4 protein-coding genes are annotated in these 3088 nt (G+C 68.0%); 1 reads left to right on the top strand and 3 read right to left on the bottom strand.

The window, feature by feature from the left end:
- The 3 genes from ACWCOV_RS41635 to ACWCOV_RS41625 form a co-directional block, all read right to left on the bottom strand.
- A partial coding sequence (locus ACWCOV_RS41635) for an ATP-grasp domain-containing protein (protein WP_449834901.1) occupies positions 1-981 on the bottom strand: 981 nt, incomplete at its 3' end.
- 8 nt (positions 982-989) lie between these two features.
- Positions 990-1736, bottom strand: coding sequence for an esterase family protein (locus ACWCOV_RS41630; RefSeq protein WP_449834900.1), 747 nt, complete (start codon positions 1734-1736; stop codon positions 990-992).
- Positions 1696-2772: an alpha/beta hydrolase gene (locus tag ACWCOV_RS41625; RefSeq protein ID WP_449834899.1), complete on the bottom strand. Its 1077-nt coding sequence runs from the start codon at positions 2770-2772 to the stop codon at positions 1696-1698. Before ACWCOV_RS41625 ends, ACWCOV_RS41630 begins: the two co-directional genes overlap by 41 nt.
- 43 nt (positions 2773-2815) lie before the next feature.
- On the opposite strand from ACWCOV_RS41625, the gene ACWCOV_RS41620 reads away from it, so the two are divergent.
- A partial coding sequence (locus ACWCOV_RS41620; protein ID WP_449834898.1) for an MmcQ/YjbR family DNA-binding protein occupies positions 2816-3088 on the top strand: 273 nt, incomplete at its 3' end.

Below are 3088 nucleotides of genomic sequence, written 5' to 3'. Positions count from 1 at the left end.
CGACTCGTCGTCGGCGATCTCGAAGTACCGCTCGGTGTGCAGGTCGACCTTGCTGCGCCGGCCGGTCGCGAGCGAGAAGACCGACCACTTGACCAGCGCGCCGATCGCCCACGGGAAGTAGTAGTGCAGTGAGGTGACCGCGACGTCCGGGCAGGCGTTGGCGTAGTCGATCGGGTGCACCGAATCGCGCTTGACCAGCATCTCGCAGGAGTTGAACTCCCAGCCGAAGAACGCGTTCACGATCCGGCTGATCGCCACCGCCTGGTGCCCGGCGGACGGGCTGAGGAAGTCGTGCGAGACGGCGTACCGGTTGTGCATCGGCTCGTCCGGCCGGAAGTCCATCACCATCGTCTCGGCGCCGATCGACAGCGCCCGGGCGAACTTGTCGTACTCGATCGTGGCCTGCAGGTGCATCAGCATCTCGCCGGACTGGTCGTACGCGCGGTGCAGGTCGACCTTGTCGTTGATCCGGGACACGCCCCGCCAGCCGCCGCCGTCGAACGGCTTCATGTAGAGCGGGTAGCCGAGGTCCTCGGCGATCGCGTCCAGGTCGAAACCCTTGTTGTACTTCGCCGACGTGTACGCCCAGCGCACGTTGTCGACCGGGTTCTTGTACGGCACCAGCACGGTCCGCGGGATCTTCAGGCCGAGCCGGAGCATCGCGCAGTACGCGCTGTGCTTCTCCATCGACTGGAAGGTGAACGGCGAGTTCAGCAGGTAGGTGCCGTTCATCAGCGCGGCTTTCTTCAGCCACTCGCGCGGGTGGTAGTACCAGTACGCCAGCCGGTCGATCACCAGCCCGACCCGGACCGGGTCGGTCAGGTCGAACGGCTCGATGGTCAGCCGCCGGGACCCGAACTCGTGCTCGGCCCCGTCGATCGTCACCGGCCCGACCCGCTGCAGCAGCGCCTCGAACGCCTGCGGCCAGTCCTCCTCGGCCCCCAGCAGCAACCCGATCAAATGTCTCGAGCGATCAGCCACAAGAACTCCTAACAGAATCGGGGTAGATGGTGGGCGATTTGCCGGCGCCACCAGGGCCAGTCGTGCGCTACGTCGTACCCCCACAGGTCGAACTCATGCGGGATGCCCTTGTCCGCGAGTACGGCGGCCGTCGCGCGAGCGGACGGGAGGGACCCGGTGGGGTTGGTCTCCCAGTCGCCCTGGCCGACCGTGAGCACGATGAAGATCCGTTCGCGCAGCCACTCCAGGTGGTCGCCGTTCAGGTTGGGCAGGTAGTCGGCCGGGTTGTTGAAGTACGTCGCTTCGCCGCGCTCACCCCACGCGTGCCAGCTGGCCGCGTCGTAGTTGCCGGACTGGCAGATCGCGACCGGGAACAGGTCGGCCCGCTTGAACGCGAAGTTGAGCGCGTGGAAGGCGCCCAGGCTGCAGCCGGTGGTGATGATGTCGGCGACGCCGGGGGAGTCGGCGCCGATCGTCGGCACCACCTGGTTGACGATCCACGACTCGTACAGGCCGTGCCGGCGGGCCCGGTCCTCGAGCTGGATGCTGCGGTCGGACCAGCTGACGTGGTCGTAGGAGTCGACGCAGTACAGCTTGACCCGGCCGGCCTCGATCAGGTCCTTGACCGCGTCGACCATGCCGTTGTTCTCGTAGTCCCAGGCGCGGCCCTGCTCACTGGGGAAGACCAGCACCGGGCGGCCGAAGTGGCCGTAGCAGATCACCGTGCCGGGACGGTCAAGCCCCGGCGCCTCCAGCTCGACCTGTTCCCGCTCCATCAGCCTCACCCCAGGCGCGTCGCAGTAGATCCGTGAGATCAGGATCCAGCACATCACGCCAGGCTGTGAAGTTGTGCATGTCCGGCGTTTCGCCGAACTCCACCCCCAGCCCGAGCTCGGCCAGCTTGGCCGCCATCACCCGGTTGTTGTGGACGTTCTCCTCGGTGCTGCCGGAGGTCATCCCGACCATCGGCGTCCCCGGCGCCGTGGTTGCCGCCAGCACCTGCCTCACGAACCCGGTGACCTGGGCGAAGAACTCGAACCTGGACTCCTGCGGGTCGGTCTCCGGCGTGAAGAACGAGCCCGACTGCAGGAACAGCCCGTCGAACGTGCCGGGATGGTTCCACTCCGCGTGCAGCGCCGCGAGGGCGCCCAGGCTGGCACCCGTGATCACCGGCTTCCGGCTCCGGTACTGCGTCTGGATCGCGGGCAGCACGTGCTGCGTCAAGGCCTCGGCGTACTGCGGGTTGGCGGCGTACCAGAGGTTCCGGGAGGTCGGGTGGATCAGGGCGAGCCGGAACGGCGGGAGGGTGCCCTCGGCGACCATCGCGCCGGCGTAGTGCGTCAGGCCGGCGTACGCGGCGAACTCGGGGCCGTCGTGGGCGAGCAGCAGCGGCAACTCGAAGGTCGGCGCGATGCCCTCGGGGGCCCAGACCTGCAGGTCGACCTGGCCGACCGGGGAGCTGACCGATTGTGGCGTCAGCGTGGCGGCGATCGGTGGCGTGGCGATCCAGGCGGGCTCGACGTACCCGGGCAGCGGGAGCCAGGAGTGCTCGCCGAACGCGCCGCCGACGAGGCGCGGGTTGGTCGGGTCGGTGCGCATCCCCAGGTCGGCGATGTCGAACAGGTACTCCATCCGGTGCACGGACGGCCGCGGCAGCCGCAGCTCCCAGCCGTAGTCGACCGGTTTGAACTCCAGCAGCTCGGCCGGGAGGCCGAGCTCCTGCCACAGCTTGACCCCGGTGAAGGCATGCGAAGCGTCACCGAGGCGGAAAACCACCTCGGCGCCTTCGACCGCGCTCACCACACTGGGCATCAGACCACCGTACAGCCGGAATCACTGACATCCCCTGGCAGTGATGGCGGTCTATCGTTGGATCGTGGTCGATCTCACGGATATCAGGGAGCTGACGGCGGACCTGCCGCGCAGCTACGAAGTGCTGGTCAGGGACCAGATCAAGTTCCGGGTCGGGCAGATCGTCTACCTGGCGGTGGCGCCGGACGAGAAGTCGATCGGGATCGGGTTCCCGAAGGAGGAACGCGAGGCGGCCCTGGCCGCCGAGCCGCACAAGTTCTTCCGCCCCCGCCCGTCCGACGAGCGCTTCCGGTGGATCCAGGTGCGCCTTGACGCC

It is taken from the genome of Kribbella sp. NPDC002412 (assembly GCF_053592935.1).
The sequence above is the reverse complement of the archived record's forward strand: the minus strand, read 5'-3'. Positions and strand labels throughout refer to the sequence as shown.

What these genes read in the sequence shown, in the direction of transcription:
- ACWCOV_RS41630 (WP_449834900.1), bottom strand. Translation starts at nt 1,736, where the DNA reads ATGGAGCGGGAACAGGTCGAGCTGGAGGCGCCGGGGCTTGACCGTCCC.
- ACWCOV_RS41625 (WP_449834899.1), bottom strand. Translation starts at nt 2,772, where the DNA reads ATGCCCAGTGTGGTGAGCGCGGTCGAAGGCGCCGAGGTGGTTTTCCGC.